This is a genomic window from Blastococcus colisei (assembly GCF_006717095.1).
Taxonomy (GTDB): Bacteria; Actinomycetota; Actinomycetes; order Mycobacteriales; family Geodermatophilaceae; genus Blastococcus_B; species Blastococcus_B colisei.
In genome coordinates this window covers 1-14,107 of record NZ_VFQE01000004.1, presented here as the reverse complement: position 1 = coordinate 14,107, position 14,107 = coordinate 1, and the positions used below count along the sequence as shown (strand labels likewise).

Annotated in this window: 14 protein-coding genes; 4 read left to right on the top strand and 10 right to left on the bottom strand. The window is 74.0% G+C overall.

Annotated elements, in window-relative coordinates; all coding sequences use genetic code 11:
• Positions 1–61 precede the first annotated feature (61 nt).
• Positions 62–1,009: a nucleoside hydrolase gene (locus tag FHU33_RS24570; RefSeq protein WP_142028237.1), complete on the top strand. Its 948-nt coding sequence runs from the start codon at positions 62–64 to the stop codon at positions 1,007–1,009.
• Here FHU33_RS24570 and FHU33_RS24565 read toward each other — a convergent pair.
• Complete coding sequence (locus FHU33_RS24565) at positions 1,006–1,692, bottom strand: GAF and ANTAR domain-containing protein (protein ID WP_142028236.1); 687 nt, start codon at positions 1,690–1,692, stop codon at positions 1,006–1,008. The genes FHU33_RS24570 and FHU33_RS24565 overlap by 4 nt on opposite strands.
• 129 nt (positions 1,693–1,821) lie before the next feature.
• On the opposite strand from FHU33_RS24565, the gene FHU33_RS24560 reads away from it, so the two are divergent.
• Positions 1,822–2,358 carry an ATP-binding protein gene (locus tag FHU33_RS24560; protein ID WP_246064226.1) on the top strand — a complete coding sequence of 179 codons (537 nt, stop codon included), beginning with the start codon at positions 1,822–1,824 and terminating at the stop codon, positions 2,356–2,358.
• A gap of 37 nt (positions 2,359–2,395) precedes the next feature.
• On the opposite strand, the gene FHU33_RS24555 is transcribed toward FHU33_RS24560, so the two are convergent.
• The 9 genes from FHU33_RS24555 to FHU33_RS24515 form a co-directional block, all read right to left on the bottom strand.
• Complete coding sequence (locus tag FHU33_RS24555) at positions 2,396–3,979, bottom strand: GTPase (RefSeq protein ID WP_142028235.1); 1,584 nt, start codon at positions 3,977–3,979, stop codon at positions 2,396–2,398.
• Positions 3,976–5,679: an ABC transporter gene (locus FHU33_RS24550; RefSeq protein WP_142028234.1), complete on the bottom strand. Its 1,704-nt coding sequence runs from the start codon at positions 5,677–5,679 to the stop codon at positions 3,976–3,978. The genes FHU33_RS24555 and FHU33_RS24550 overlap by 4 nt, the downstream gene beginning before the upstream one ends.
• Before the next feature lie 30 nt (positions 5,680–5,709).
• Entirely contained in the window at positions 5,710–6,354 is a 645-nt protein-coding gene (locus FHU33_RS24545; RefSeq protein WP_170182705.1) for a PilZ domain-containing protein, read from the bottom strand.
• Positions 6,355–6,643: 289 nt separating this feature from the next.
• The gene (locus FHU33_RS24540) at positions 6,644–7,378 is read right to left on the bottom strand and encodes an NYN domain-containing protein (RefSeq protein ID WP_246064223.1); all 735 of its coding nucleotides are present in this window, start codon (positions 7,376–7,378) and stop codon (positions 6,644–6,646) included.
• Positions 7,379–7,494: 116 nt separating this feature from the next.
• Positions 7,495–9,615: a putative bifunctional diguanylate cyclase/phosphodiesterase gene (locus FHU33_RS24535; protein WP_142028231.1), complete on the bottom strand. Its 2,121-nt coding sequence runs from the start codon at positions 9,613–9,615 to the stop codon at positions 7,495–7,497.
• Positions 9,616–9,731: 116 nt separating this feature from the next.
• Positions 9,732–11,432, bottom strand: a complete 1,701-nt coding sequence (locus tag FHU33_RS24530) for an acyl-CoA dehydrogenase family protein (protein WP_142023517.1) — start codon at positions 11,430–11,432, stop codon at positions 9,732–9,734.
• A gap of 55 nt (positions 11,433–11,487) precedes the next feature.
• The gene (locus tag FHU33_RS24525) at positions 11,488–11,856 is read right to left on the bottom strand and encodes a type II toxin-antitoxin system death-on-curing family toxin (protein WP_142023518.1); all 369 of its coding nucleotides are present in this window, start codon (positions 11,854–11,856) and stop codon (positions 11,488–11,490) included.
• Complete coding sequence (locus FHU33_RS24520; protein WP_142023519.1) at positions 11,844–12,056, bottom strand: ribbon-helix-helix protein, CopG family; 213 nt, start codon at positions 12,054–12,056, stop codon at positions 11,844–11,846. Before FHU33_RS24520 ends, FHU33_RS24525 begins: the two co-directional genes overlap by 13 nt.
• A 296-nt stretch (positions 12,057–12,352) precedes the next feature.
• On the bottom strand, positions 12,353–12,820 hold the full coding sequence (locus FHU33_RS24515; protein WP_142023520.1) for a hypothetical protein: 468 nt from the start codon (positions 12,818–12,820) through the stop codon (positions 12,353–12,355).
• Between FHU33_RS24515 and FHU33_RS24510 the strand changes: the two genes are divergently transcribed.
• Positions 12,810–13,556, top strand: coding sequence for a hypothetical protein (locus FHU33_RS24510; RefSeq protein WP_142023521.1), 747 nt, complete (start codon positions 12,810–12,812; stop codon positions 13,554–13,556). The two genes, FHU33_RS24515 and FHU33_RS24510, sit on opposite strands and share 11 nt — an antisense overlap.
• Before the next feature lie 150 nt (positions 13,557–13,706).
• A partial coding sequence (locus FHU33_RS25260) for a hypothetical protein (protein WP_170182704.1) occupies positions 13,707–14,107 on the top strand: 401 nt, incomplete at its 3' end.

Sequence of the window (14,107 nt, the reverse complement as noted above, 5' to 3'; positions counted from 1 at the left end):
GCTCACGACGGTGGACGATGCTCCCATCTCACCCGAATCGTGAGGGGGGCAGGATCTCCCGGTGCCCATCCCCCTGGTGATCGACACCGACCCCGGCATCGACGACGCGCTCGCGATCCTCCTGGCCCTGGCCAGTCCCGAGGTCGACCTCCGGTTGGTGACGACGGTGCACGGCAACGTCGAGCTGGCGCAGACCACCGAGAACGCGCTGCGCGTGCTGCACCTGGCCGGCCGCTCCGACGTCCCGGTGGCGGCCGGCGCGGCCGACTCCTTGGTCCATCGGCAGCCGGAGCGGGCCGGCCACGTGCACGGCTCCGCCGGTCTGGGCGGGGTGGAGCTCCCGCCGTCCCCGGCGCCGGTCGACCCGCGGCCCGCCGTCGTGGCCCTGGCCGAGCTGCTGACGACCTCGCCCGAGCCGGTGACCATCGCCGCCGTCGGCCCGCTGACGAACCTGGCACTGCTCCTGCGGGTCTTTCCCGAGGCCGCGGCACGGATCGGCCGGCTGGTCATCATGGGCGGCTCGGCCGCGCGCAGCGGCAACGTGACGGCGGCGGCGGAGTTCAACGTGTGGGCCGATGCGGAGGCCGCCCAGGCGATCCTGACCTCGAAGCTGCCGACCGTGCTGGTCGGGCTCGACGTCACCCTGCCGACCGTGCTCGACGAGGACGGCATCGCCCGGTTCGCCGCCGCCGGCCCCATCGGCGCGCAGGCCGCAGCGATCCTGGGGCAGTACCTGGACCACGCCCGCACCGCGTACGGCACCACCGGCGTCGTGGTGCACGATGCGCTGGCCGTCACCGAGGCGATCGCGCCCGGCACCCTCGGCACGGTGCGGCGCGACGTCGTCGTGGACACCGGGCTGGGTTTCGGCCGCGGCCAGACGCTGGTCGACCGGCGCACCGTCTCCACCGCTCCGACCGCGGTCGAGGTCGCCGAAGACGTCGACAGCGCGACCGCGGTGGAGTTCCTCGTGTCGCGGCTGGCTGCGCTGGACGGCCGTCCGGTCTAGCGCTGGGTCCCGTCCACGATGCCCTGGGCGATCTCGCGCAGCTTGCGGTTGTACCGCTGCGAGGCTTCGCGGAGGATCTCGAAGGCTTCGGCGGCGTCCACGCGACGCTGCGCCATGAGCACCCCCTTGGCCTGCTCGATGACCGCCCGCGATTCCATGGCCAGCCGCATGTTGCGCGCCTGGTCGAACAGCTGGGCGTGGGCGTCGGCGTTCGCGACGGCCACGGCGATCACCTCGGCCACGTCCGATCCGGCGCGCAGCGACTCCGGTGAGGCGAACGCCTCGGGCTTCGTCGAGTAGTTGTTCAGCGCCCCGATGCTCGATCCCTGGTACGGCAGCGGAACGGACAGCGAACTGAGGACGGGCGTGGTCTCGAGCAGGTGCGCCACGTAGTCCGGCCAGCGCTCTTCGGCGCGCATGTCGTCGACCCGCAGCAGCACGCCGCCGCGACCGGCGTCCATGCACGGCCCGTACCCGTGCTCGTACTGGAGTTCGTCGGCGGCCAGGGCCATGTCCCCGTGATGGGCGGCGGTGTACGCCTTGTCGTTGCGCAGGAGCGTGATCGACGATGCCTCGGCGCCGGGGATGCCGCGCGCGGCGATCGTCACGATGTCGGTGAGGATCTCCGACAGCGACCTGTCGTCGAACACCACCTGGCTGAGCTCGCGTAGCAACGCCTCCACGGGCACAGTCTGCCTGGTCGGGGGCGAACTGCCGCCCCCCGGTGCGCGCTGGATCACCATCGGTCAGGATGGACCCGGCCAGGCAGGGGCCTGGCCCCGCCTGCACGGGTGTGACGCGAGGGGGAGGCGATGGCCGGGGACATGGCCGAGCAGCCGTCCCACGACGCTGCTCCCGGCCCGTGGCCGTGCGCTCCGGTGCCGTCCGTCCCGGGCGACGTCTGGCACTGGCAGCTGGAGGCGATGCACGTCGTCTCCCGCGTCCGCAGCGATCTCCGCGCCCGGATCGCGCACCCGTCGGTGTCCGCCGCCTCCACCGAGGACGCCCGGGACGGCCTGCTGCTGGTCTTCGAGGAGCTGGCCTCCAACGCGCTGCGGCACGGCGGTGGCGATGTGCGCGCCCTCGTGGTGGCCGGCCCCGGCGGCTGGCTGCTGGACCTCAGCGACGAGGCCCCGGACGATCCCCCGGTCCCCGCCGTCGACCGCGACCCGGCGCTGGGCGGGATGGGCCTGCACCTGGTCGCGCAGCTCTCCACGACGTTCGGCTGGGAGAAGCGGCCCGGTCGCAAGCACGTGTGGGCCCGGCTGCCCTCGGGCCGCGACGAGGTACACGAACGCCGCCGCAACCAGCTGCCCGAACCGCGGTCGCCGGAGATCCACCGGGAATGAGGGAACACGTCCCTGGAATGGCCCTGGAAGAGGGCCGCTAACGGCGGGCGGTCTCCACGGCGGCCCGGAACCGGGCCGCGTCCTCGCGGACCGCCGTCATCGGGACGAGCAGCTCCTCCTCCGCCACGGCCTCGATCGCGGCACGCAGCCTGCGCTCGGCGACCCGGGCCCGGCGACGGGCCCGCATCCGCACCAGCGGCCGGGACAGCAGCGCCAGCAGCAGACCCGCCAGCAGCCCACCCCCGGCGAGCAGCGTCGGCAGCGGCAGCCCCTCGACCCGCGGCAACGGCACCACGTCGTCGAGCTGGAAGAAGCCGAGGGCCACCAGCGCGAGCAACCAGAGCGCGCCGGCGAGGGCCACGAGCGCCAGCACCCACTGCAGGCCGCCGACCGCGCGCTGCCAGAGGGGCACCCGGTCGACACCGAGCTCGGTGCCGGCCACGGCACGGTCCAGCCGGTCGGCCAACTCTCCCTCCGAGACGTCCACGGTCCGGCGGAGGTCGTCCCGCCACGCCTGCGGCAGGCCCTCCCCCACGACGTCACGCGCCCGCCGGACCGCCGTCGTCACCCCGGCCAGCTCCACCGGGCCGGCCGGCCCCAGCGAGGTCCGGGCCCGCTCGTCCCCCAGGTGCAGCCGGTCGAGCGGGTCCGGCCGCAGCTTTCGCACCCAGCGCACCAGCGGCCAGCCGGTGCGCGCGACCCCGGCGCGCACTGTCGAGCGCTCCACGGCGGCGGTGACGGCCGGGACCCCTGCGGCGTCGGCGAGCGCCTCCCCGAGGTCACCGACCAGGTCCGCACGCTCCCGGCGCCCCAGCGCGGCGTCCTCGCCCTCGGCGTGCGCGCCGAGGGCGGTCGCCACGCCGCGGACGTCGGCGGTCAGCCGGTCGGCGGCCGCCCGGCGCGCGGCGACGCGGCGGGCCAGCTCCCCGCGGAGCTCGGCCACACCGGCTCCGGTCCGGCCGGAGGCGGCCAGCAGGGGAACGGCGCCCAGCCCCTCCCGGTCGAGCAGGGCGCGCAGGTCGGTCAGGCACTCCTTGGCGGCGACGGCGTCCAGCCGGTCGATCTGGTTCAGGACGACGAGCAGCACCCCGGAGTGCCCGGCCAGCGGGGTCAGGTAGCGGTCGTGGACGGCGGCGTCGGCGTACTTCTCCGGATCCAGCACCCACACGAGGACGTCGACCAGCCCGACGAGGCGGTCGACCTCCAGGCGGTGCTCGAGCCGGACGCTGTCGTGGTCGGGCAGGTCGAGCAGCACCAGACCGTCGAGTGCCGGCTCGGGCGCGTGCCGGTGCCGGCGGGGCACCTCCAGCCAGTCCAGCAGACCGTCCGCCCCGTGCTCCCCCCAGACGGTGGCGTGCGCGACGCCGGTCGTCGGCCGCCGGACGCCGGGCGTGCTGACCTCGCTGCCGGACAGCGCGTTGAACAGGGTGGACTTCCCGCTGCCGGTCGCGCCGGCGAGAGCCACCACGGTCGCGTCCCCGAGCGCGGCCCGGGCTCCCGCCTTGGCCAGCAGTGCCCGTGCCTGTGACACCTCCGGGACCTCGAGCCGCCCCTCGGCCACCTCGACCGCCTCGCGCAGCGCCGCGAGCCGGTCGGCCAGCGGCAGAACCTTGCGGATCATGAATCGGCCCGGCGGACAGCGGCCAGCCCGGCCACGGTCGCGCGGAGCGCCTCGGCCGCGCCCGGCACCGGCGCGGCGTCGTCCACCCGGTCGTCGAAGCGGGCCTGCTCGTACCGCAGCAGTCCGTCGGCCCGGCGTTGCAGGTCCGCTCGGGCCTGGGCGGCCAGGGACCGGACGGCGGCGTCGCCGAACACCGCCTCGAGCACGCGCTGGCCGACGGCGGTCGTCCCACCGGCCACGGCGACCTCACCGCCGGTGAGGCCGCCGGTGTGGGCGAAGACCGCCACCATGACGACCGCCCCGGCACCGTTGACGCCCCAGGAGAGGATCCGGGCCCGGGACCGCTTGTCCCCGCCCTGGTCGCGGACCAGGTCCAGCACCATCCCCTGCCAGTCACGGACCTGCGCGGCCGCTGCCTCCGGGAAGTCGGGCGACACCCGCTCGAGGTCCCGCTCGTCGCCGGCCAGGAGCTGCGCGCCCGCGGGCAGCGAGTGCCAGGCGGTCACCGTCCGCTCCGCGGCACGGTCGGCCTCGGCGCGCAGCAGTCGCTCGACGCTGTTCTCCAACGCGCCCTGGAGGTCGTCGGCCGGCGTGGGCCGGCCGGTGACCACGCTGACCACGCGGTCGCGCAGCCGGCCGACCTGGCCCTGCAGGGCGCGCATCCACTCGCCGGTGCCCACGAACTCCTGCCACCGGGCCAGCACCTCGCCGCGCAGCAGCGTGCCGCTGCGCACGCCGTCGTCGATGCCCTGGTAGGCGGCCGTGTAGGCGGCGGCCGCCGCACCGCGGAGGGCGTTCCCCGCCGCCACCTGCTCGTCGACGACGACGGCGACGCCGCCGACCCGCTGCTCCAGGCTGTCGAGCGCGCCGGTGAGCGTCTGGCGGACGACGGCGGCGCGCGCCTCCTGATCGGCGGCGAGCTCGTGCAGCCAGGTCCGCAGCGGCGCCACCTGGTCCTCCGGCACCCGTCCGTCCACCAGCGGGCGCTCCTCCACGACGAAGAGGCGAGCGCCGGCCAGGCCGGCCCGCTGCAGCATCCCGTGCAGGTCGGCGGCCACCTCGGCCGCGGCCTCCGGCGGCACCCGGTCGAGCACGACGGCGAGGGCGGTACCGCGTTCCTGCGCGGTCCGGAGCAGATCCCAGGGCACCGCATCGGCGTAGCGGGCGGCGGTGGTGACGAAGACCCACAGGTCGGCCGCGGCCAGCAGCTGACCGGCCAGCTCGCGGTTGGACTCCACCACCGAGTCGACGTCCGGGGCGTCCAGGAGTGCCAGCCCGGCGGGGACGTCGTCCCGGACGACCAGCTGCACGGTTCCCGGGCCGCCGGCGCCGCCGGTGACCCGGGCCAGCCCGGGCAGGACGCGGTCGCCCTCGAACGCCGCCACGTCGGTCCGCGCGCAGACGAGCACGGGGGCTCGCGTCGTCGGCCGGAGCACGCCGGCGGTGGTCACCGGACTCCCGATGAGGCTGTTGACCAGGGTGGACTTCCCGGCGCCGGTGGAGCCGCCGACGACGGTCAGCAGGGGCGCGTCGAGATCACCGAGCCGGGGGAGCAGGTAGTCGTCGATCTGGTCGCGGACGGCACGGGCCGCGCGTGCGGCGGTGTCCCGGGCCGGCGTGGCGAGCCCGAGGGGCGTCGCGGCCAGCTGGTCCCGCAACGCGGCAAGGGCGTCGGGCAGCCGCAGAGGTGGGACGCTCACACGGCGATGACTGCCCCGTACGGAGCCCGGCTACCCCCGCAACCCGGGCGGGGCGTCATCGGCCTTGTTCGCCCGCTCCTCGCGCAGCGCCTGGAAGACGCGCCGCCGCACGCGGTCCTGGTCCTTCTCCGGGATGTCGACGAACCGGATGGACATGACCCAGCGGGCGCCCCGGGCCTGGGTGCGCACCACCTCGGCCGGGGTCCGGATGTCGCCGTCGTCGAGGTGGACGACGAGGAGGAGCTTCGCGCCGGCCTCGGGCGGGGCGCCCAGCCCCTCGAACTCGACCCGGATGCCGGCCTCGCTGAGGTCGATGCTCGTGCCCTTGAGGTCGATGGCCCCGTGCTCGGCCTCGACCGGGACCGCGATGCGACCACGGACCGCCTTGCGCCGCTGACTGGTGTCCGCCGGACCGGTCGTGCGCATCCGCCAGCGGACGACGGCGCCGGTCTCCACGTCGGTGATCTCCGCGGGCATGGCGCGCTGGGAGTCCTCGGTCTTCCAGAAGATCTCGACGACGTCGCCGACCTTGACCACGACCTGCTCGACGAACTCGCCGACGGAGGGCCGCACCGAGATGAACTCGTTCTGGACGACCTCGACCCGCGAGCTGACGGACACACCCCGGCCGGAGAGCGTGATCTCGGCTTCCGTCTGCTCTTCCGGGTGATCCATCCCGGGAACGCTCGTCATGGTGCCTCTCCGATCGGTACCGCGGGGGCACGGGCCCGTTCGACCCGCTCTGCCACACCGCGATGGGACGGTAACTCGCGGGCCGACGACCGACCACGCCGCCCGCCCCCGACGCGCCGCAGGGCGCAACACCTGCTGCGCCTCTCACTGTCATCGGCCCGGATCGACGGTCGAGGAGGTCCCGCCCGCCGTCCTCCACCCGGAAGGGGCAGGAGCGTCGCCGCAGCGAGCGCCGGCCGCGGTGGGCGCGGCACCTCGGCGTGCGGACCCCTCAGCGATCCCGGCGGGCGTTGAAGCTGCTCACGAAGTCCCGCAGGCTGCGAGTCGGGCGCAGCCAGGCGCCGTCCGGCGGCAGCGCGTCGAGGCGGACCCGGTCCAGCGGCTCGACGAAGGCCCCGGGCACGTCCTCGATGTCGATGAACTCCAGGAGCTCCGAGCTGATGGCGTAGCCGGCCACCTCGCTGAAGGCCACGACGACGACGTGGGTGCCCTCGCGGACCATCTGCTCCAGGGGTTCGGCGAAGTTCCGCCCGTCGCCGGAGAACACGACCAGCCGCCGCAGCCGATGACTGTGGGCCCGCACGGCGATGTGGTCGAGCATGTCCTGGTCGATGTCGTCGTCGGGCTGCGACTTCGGCCGGGCGAACACCGAGTACCCGAAGCCTCGCAGCGCCTCCACCCAGCGCTGCAGCGTCCCGGGCTGCGGCGGGATGTTGGCGAACACGCACGCCTCGACCTCCGGTGCACCGGGCGCGGTCGGATCCCCGGCGCCGTCGACGAACCAGGCCGCGATGGCGTCGAACCGGGGTCGCGAGGCCGCGGTCGGACGCGCTCCGATCACCGTCGACAGGGTCATGTCGATGTTCGGGGCGTCCCAGATCAGGAGGTCCAGCGCCGGCTGCGGCCGCCCCTCGGCCACCGCCGCGGCAGGCAGGGACGACGGCCCGTCGGGCACCGGCTCCCCGTCGGTCAGGGTCGCGAGTTCGGCGTCGAGGCTGTCGGGCACGGGAGCAGTCTGCCGCGCCGACCGCTCCTCCGTGCGTCCCGGGACCGGGGGGCGCAGCTCGGGCGGCCGTGGCGGCCCGGCCGGCGCGGTCGCCCGGCGGCCGGCCCGGCGGCCGATCACCCGGCCTGGGAGGCCGCGCTGCCGGCGACGGCGAGCGCGCACAGATCGCCGCCGGCAGCCTGGACCGATCGCACGAAACGGGGGATCTCCTCGGCCGGCATGGGCTGACCGAGCAACCAGCCCTGGGCGAGGTCGCACCCTGCTTCCCGCACCATCCGCAGGTGTTCCGGTGTCTCGACGCCCTCCGCGACCGACCTGATGCCCAGGGTCCGGGTGAGCTCGACGATGGCCGTGAGCACCGCACCGGTCTCCCCGGCCACGGCCCGCTCGGCCGCATTCAGCAGCGACCGGTCGATCTTGAGCGTGCCGATCGGCAGGGAGAACAGCTGCGCGAGGGACGACCAGCCGGTCCCGAAGTCGTCGATGGCGACCCGCACACCGAAGCTCCGCAGCACGGTGAGCTGGTCCTCGGCGCGGGTCGGGTCCTCGGCGACGCTGGTCTCGGTCAGCTCCAGGACCAGCTGGTCCGGCGGCAGCCCGGAGTCGCGCAGCGCCACCCGGACGTCCCTGACCAGGGTCTCGGCGGAGAAGTGCCGGGCGCTCACGTTCACCGACATGCGCAGCGGAAGCCCCTGCGCGGCCCACTCGGCCGCCTTGCGGGTCGTCTCGCGGAGCAGCCACCGGGTGATCGGGATGACCTGACCGGTCTCCTCGGCGACGGACAGGAAGGAGTCGGGAGGGAGCAGGCCGCGCTCGGGATGCTGCCAGCGGACCAGGGCCTCCACGCCCTCGACCGCGCCCGTGTCCAGGCGGACGACCGGCTGGTAGTGGACGACGAGCTGGTCGATCGCGTCGCCTCGCAGCCGCGTGGCGACCTCCAGCCGCCAGCGCGCCGCCTCGCGGAGCCCGGGGGAGAACAGGTGGACCCGGTCGCGTCCGGAGCTCTTCGCCGCGAACATCGCGGCGTCGGCGTCACTGAGCAGCTGGTGCGGGTCGCGCACGTCCGACCGGGACACGGCGACGCCGATGCTCGCCGACAGGGGAACGGAGATGCCGGACGCCGTGAACGGCGAGGTGAACGTCGTCTGCAGCCGGAAAGCCAGCGCCGCGGCCTCTGCCTGGTCGCAGTCGCGGGCGAGGACGACGAACTGGTCGGCACCGAGCCGGCCCACGGCGTCGCCCGGTCGCACCTGCTCGGCCAGGCGACCGCCCACCTCGCGCAGCAGCCGGTCGCCGAGCTGGTGGCCGAGGGAGTCGTTGACCGTCTTGAACCCGTCGAGGTCCAGCACCAGCAGTGCGGTGCCCGGGGCGTCGGGGGAGCCCGACGCCAGCGCGTCGGCGGTCATGTCCAGCAACGTGGCTCTGTTCGGCAGGCCGGTCAGCTCGTCGTGGCCCGCCCGCCAGGCGAGCGCCTGCTCGCCCCGCACCCGGTCGGTGATGTTCGTGTGGGTCACCACGATTCGTCGCGACTCCGGAACCCGCGCGGCCTGCAGCCGGAACCAGCTGGTGAACGAGCCGAGCTGGGCGGAGTACTCGTGGTCGAACGACCCGGGAGGACTCTCCGCGGACTCGGCCTGCAGCCGGTGGAACGCGGCCGCGATCATGGCGTGGTCGCCGGGCCGCAGTCCTCGCGACATGCAGTCCAGATATCCGTCACCGACCCCGCCGGCGTCGATGTCGTTGCTGCGCAGCAGGTCGGCGTCGGCCTCCCAGGCTCGGTTGGTGACCAGGATGCGGCCGTCCTCGCCGACCAGGACGGTGGCCGTCGGCAGGGCCGCGAGGACTGCCGTGAGCTCGTGGAGCGCGGCCTCCCGCTGCTGGTCGGTGCGGTGCCGCGCGTCGATGTCCCGGAAGAAGACGGCGAGCCCGCCCGGGTCGGGAAACGCTCGCACGTCGTACCAGCGGTCCTGCGGCTCGTGGTAGTACTCGAACTGGCGGGGCTGCCGGTCGGCGAGGACGTCCCGGAAGTGCGTCTCGGCGATCGTCCCGCGCGAGGCCGGGAAGACATGGAACGCGTGGTGACCGAGCAGCTTCTGCGCTCGGCGCTCGAGCAGCCTCTCGGCCGCGGCGTTCAAGTACGTGAACCGGCCCTCGTGGTCGAGGCGGTAGACGGCATCGGGGACGCCGGCCAGCACGTCGGGCTGGCTTGGCCGCGGCCCGTCACCGTCTGGTTGCACGCTCCCCCGCCTCGCCCGTTCGTCGTCCGCTCCAGGCGGAAATTCGGTACGGACCCGTCCGGCAGTGCCGCGGTCGCCCGGTGAATGACATCGAGAGTAGTTCCTCGGACGGGTGATCAGACAGCCGCGATCGACGCCCGATCGACGATCGTGCCGGCCGCGGCACCGGCCGGGAGCATCCCGAGCGCGGCACCGCCGCGTTCGCCCAGGCGAGAGGCGCAGAAGGCATCCGCGACGGCCGTCGGCGCGTACCGCAGCAGCAGCGAGCCCTGGAGGCACAGCGCGAGAAGACCGGCGATTCGCCGCGCCCGGAACGGTAGCCCTTCCGCGTCCCCGAGCTCGGCGTGCAGCCGCTTCACCGCGTCGTCGAACCGCTCGTCCGCCCCGCGGGCGAGCTCGATCTCCGCGCTCACCGCGGCCAGCGTGTCCGAGGAACGCCCCATCGCGCGCAGCACGTCGAGCGCGATCACGTTGCCCGACCCCTCCCAGATCGAGTTCAGCGGCGACTGCCGGTAGAGCCGCGGCAGCCCGGAGTCCTCGACGTACCCGTTGCCGCCCAGCACCTCCATCGCCTCGGCGACGACGCCCGGCGCCCGCTTGCACACCCAGAACTTCGCCGCGGCACCCGCCAGGCGCAGGAACGCCGACTCGCCCGAGTCCACCGCCGCCGCGAGCCGGATGGCCAGGGCGGTCGCCGCCTCGCTCTCCACGGCCAGGTCGGCCAGCACGTTCTGCATCAGCGGCTGGTCGACCAGCAGAGCGCCGAACGCCCGCCGGTGCCGGGCGTGGTGGATCGCCTGGGTGAGGGCGGCGCGCACCGTGGCGGCCGAGCCCAGGACGCAGTCCAGCCTGGTCATGTTGACCATCTCGATGATCGCCGGCACGCCGCGGCCGGGCTCGCCGACCAGCCAGCCCACCGTCCCGTCGAACTCCACCTCGCTGGAGGCGTTGGACCGGTCGCCGAGCTTGTCCTTGAGACGTTGCACGTGGAACACGTTCCGGCTGCCGTCCGGAAGTACCCGCGGGACGGCGAAGCACGACACGCCCTCCTCGAGCTGCGCCAGCACCAGGAACAGGTCGCTCATGGGCGCGGAGGTGAACCACTTGTGGCCCGTCAGGCGGTAGGACTCGTCCGGCTCGGCCACGGCGCGAGTGGTGTTGGCCCGGACGTCGGAGCCCCCTTGCTTCTCCGTCATCCCCATGCCGGCGATCAGCCCTCGCTTGGCCGACGGCTCGGTCAGTCCGAACTGGTAGGCCGTGGCGGTGAGCCCCGGCTCGTAGCGCGCCGCGAGCTCGGGGGTGCGGCGCAGCGCGGGGACGGCGGCGTAGGTCATGGTGATCGGACAGGCATGGCCCATCTCGTTCTGGGTCCAGCCGACATAGCCGACGGCGCGGCGCACGTGCGCGTGGGGAAAGCGCGTCGGGGCGGTGGGATCGGCGAACTGTGTCGGGGCGGCGGGGTGGGCGGACTGCGTCGGGGCGGTGGGGTGGGCGGACAGGGCAGCCCACGGTGCGCCGGCCAGGCCGTTCTCGACCGCCGTCCGCATCAGCTCGTGCCAGTAGGGATGGAACTCCACCTCGTCGATCCGGTGGCCGTAGCGGTCGTGGGTCCTGAGCTTCGGCGGATTCTCGTTGGCGACCCGGCCCCACTCCTGCGCCTGCTCGCTGCCGGCCAGCCGCCCCAGGTCGGCCAGCGAATGCAGCGTCGCCTCGTCGGCATGCCGCAGGCAGGCCTCGGCGAGCGCCGCGTCGCCGGCGATCGGATCGTGCCCGGCCGACGGCGGCACCTGGTTGGTCACCTCGTGCGTGGACCCCATGATCGACACCGTACGTGGCCGGGGACACAGCCGGGCGACACTCCCGAGGGGCGGGTCAGGCGGTCGAGCGGAGCCGCTCGGCGATCGACTCGACCGTCTCGACCCGTCCGGTCAGCACGTCGGTGACCAGGGCGATCGCCTCGTCATCCGTCAGCGTCGACGCCCGCCCGCGACGAGCCAGGTACACCGCGGTCGCGGCCCAGCAGAACGGCCGGTTCCCGTGCACCAGCGGCGCCGTGGTGGCGAGGGAGTGCAGCAACGCCGCCGCCCGCTCCTCCACGCTGGGGTAGACGTCGTGTCCGAGCACGCGGGCCTCCACCCGGGCGAGGGCCGCACTGAGCAGTCCGAGGTCACGGACACGGACGTGCGGTCCGACCGTGCGCCGGGCGACCTCCAGGAGATCCTCGAGGCTCAGTCCTGCCATCGGCTCAGCTGCGCCACGGCGCCGGCGTAGCGGCCGAGCTCCTCGTCGATCAGCACGGCGATCGGCACCTCCGGCTCCTGGGCCCGGATGTAGGCCTCCACCGCGCGCCGGGCGACGTCCTGCATCGAGGCGCCCTCGGCGCGCGCGCGACGCCGTAACGCATCGGTCTGCGCCTCGTTGAGTCGCAGTGTCATCGCCATGCCAGGTCGTCCCCCGAACGTCGTAGCGGTTCGTCCGTCAGTGGTATCAGCGTGATACCACGAACGGTAACGGCTCGATTTCGGTAACGCTCTGCAATCCCCCGAACAGGGGTAACGCTGTGACACGCCGCACAGCGGATTGGTGGTGCGCGATCGGGTAGCCCAGCGGACGGACTCGTCCATAACGTCCGCCGCATGACCGGGACCACCGCGACCAGGAACGGCCTCGTGCCGTCGCCTGCCCGCTGGTCCTGGCTCCGCCGCATGACGGCCGTGTGTTTCCTGGGAGCCGGCGCCTACGCCTGCATCGCCGTCTCGACCGACGCCGCCGTCGCCGCCGTCGAAGAGCCGGCGGCCTCGGCGACGCACCACGAACCAGCGCCTGACCAGCGAACATCCCCCGCGTCGAGCACCACGGCCAGCTCTGGGACCACGACGACGACGACCTCGGCGACGGCCACGAGCCCGCAGCCGGAGAAGGCAGAATCCGAGCCGACGGAGCCCACGACGACGTCCGCGCACGCGGCGGAGGCCGCCGCCACGGCCGAGCCGGCTCCTGCTTCGACCACGTCCGAGTCGACGACGACCAGCTCCTCGACCAGCTCCTCGACCAGTTCCTCCAGCAGCTCCTCCAGCGGCTCCTCCACGAACTCGTCGAGCACCAGGACGACGACCACGACGAGCGACGGGACGACGACGTCGCAGACCGTCACCGCCACCTCCAGCAACGGGACGACGACGACGTCGGAGACCGTGACCACCACGTCCGGCAACGGGACGACGACGGAGACCGTCTCCACCACTCCGACCGGCGCCGACGCCACCACGCCGACCGACGAGACCGGCGCCGACGTCGCCACGCCGACCGACGAGACCGGCGCCGACGCCACCGGGACGCCGGAGTGCACCACCGGCGCGGCGACGGACACGGACGCCACCGCCGAGGATGCCGACAGCGCCGTCCCGGCGGCTTCCGCCTGCCAGGCCACCCCGTCCACCGCAACCGTGACGCCGACGACGGCTCCAGGGATCCTGTGCGCGCCGGGGACGACCGCCGGTCAGACGACGATCGCTGAACCGTCCGAGGCCGCAGCCACCGCTACCGCGGACGGTGCCGACGACGCCTCCCCGACCCGGGGCTCCTCGGCTGCCGCCGCACCGCAGCCGATCACTCCGGTGGCTCCGGTGACGACCACCGCAGCGCCGTCGGACCTGCTGGCCGAGCAGGTCGCCACCCCGGCCCCGCAGGCGCCCGCGAGCGCCCCGGTCGTGCCGCAGGCTCCGGCTCCCGCGCCGGCCACCACCACCACCGTCGGCGGCGGCAGCTGCAGCGGCCAGGGTGCGGGGCCGGGTTCCGCCAAGGCGGGCTCCGCGTCAGCCATCGCCGTCCTGGGCTCGCCCTTCGAGGTCTCCCTCGCAGTGAAGGACGCCGCGCCCGCTGCGCCGGCAGAGGGGTCACTCGCCACCGCGGCGATCGACCCCTCCGACCGGCCGGACTGACGCCGCCGCTCCAGCGGCCAGCGTCCGTCCACAGGTGTGCCACGGGGGGCACATCACCGACCAAGTGCAGCCGCCCCAAGCGATCACCCATTCACCCTGCGCGTCACTTCATACCCAACGGTGGCGTGCACACTCGCAAAGGACACGCACGTGAATCGATCCGTGAGAAACGGACTCGCCATCGCAGGCATGGCCGGAGGAATGCTCTTCCTCGGCCAGGCGGCGGCGAGCGCCGACGAGGGCAGCAACAACGCCTCGGCAGGCGACGGCTCCAACACCGTCGCCACCGCCTCCAACACCTCCGACTCCAACGCCACGGGCGGAGACGGCGGCGAGGACGGCAACGGCGGCGACGCCGACAGCAACGTCGACCAGAACAGCGATGCCAGCAACGACGTCGAAAACAACGCCCAGACCGGCGACATCAACGCCGGCGGCGGCACCTCCGCCGTCGTCGTCGTTGCCGGCAACGGCAACCAGGCCGAGGCCGGCAGCGAGGAGGGCGACGTCGACGCCTCGCAGGACGTCCACAACGAGGTGAACGTCGCCTC

What these genes read in the sequence shown, in the direction of transcription:
- FHU33_RS24545 (WP_170182705.1), bottom strand. Translation starts at nt 6,354, where the DNA reads ATGGATCACCCGGAAGAGCAGACGGAAGCCGAGATCACGCTCTCCGGC.
- FHU33_RS24525 (WP_142023518.1), bottom strand. Translation starts at nt 11,856, where the DNA reads ATGGCAGGACTGAGCCTCGAGGATCTCCTGGAGGTCGCCCGGCGCACG.
- FHU33_RS24555 (WP_142028235.1), bottom strand. Translation starts at nt 3,979, where the DNA reads ATGATCCGCAAGGTTCTGCCGCTGGCCGACCGGCTCGCGGCGCTGCGC.
- FHU33_RS24530 (WP_142023517.1), bottom strand. Translation starts at nt 11,432, where the DNA reads ATGGGGTCCACGCACGAGGTGACCAACCAGGTGCCGCCGTCGGCCGGG.
- FHU33_RS24520 (WP_142023519.1), bottom strand. Translation starts at nt 12,056, where the DNA reads ATGGCGATGACACTGCGACTCAACGAGGCGCAGACCGATGCGTTACGG.
- FHU33_RS24560 (WP_246064226.1), top strand. Translation starts at nt 1,822, where the DNA reads ATGGCCGGGGACATGGCCGAGCAGCCGTCCCACGACGCTGCTCCCGGC.